At 54.4% G+C, this 263-nt stretch carries 1 protein-coding gene; it reads right to left on the bottom strand.

The genetic code is table 11. From position 1 onward, the window contains the following. A partial coding sequence (locus tag AC1RPG_RS08825; RefSeq protein WP_481762611.1) for a hypothetical protein occupies window positions 1–263 on the bottom strand: 263 nt, incomplete at both ends.

Raw genomic sequence — 263 nt, 5'->3', positions numbered from 1 at the left:
CCTTCAGAATCCACTTGAAGGCTTCCGCATCATCCTCACCGAGCTGGCCACGGAAGTCCGAGGGGCGCGATTCCTGCCCCAGCAGATCATCGAGTAGTCGCTGACTGTCTTCCTTTTTAACGGTCGTGACCTTGATGCTCTTGTTATAGAGCCGCACCCACGAACCTTCCAGCTTGGAGCCCGACAAGAACTCGAAATGCAGGTGGTGCGAAAGTTCGTGAAGGATACAGTACACCCAGTCCTTCTCTTCCATTACCTCGGGA

This window comes from Dellaglioa sp. CoH-57-MRSF-18 (assembly GCF_056781995.1).
Note: the sequence above shows the minus strand (reverse complement) of the source record. Positions and strands in the feature narration are given on the sequence as shown.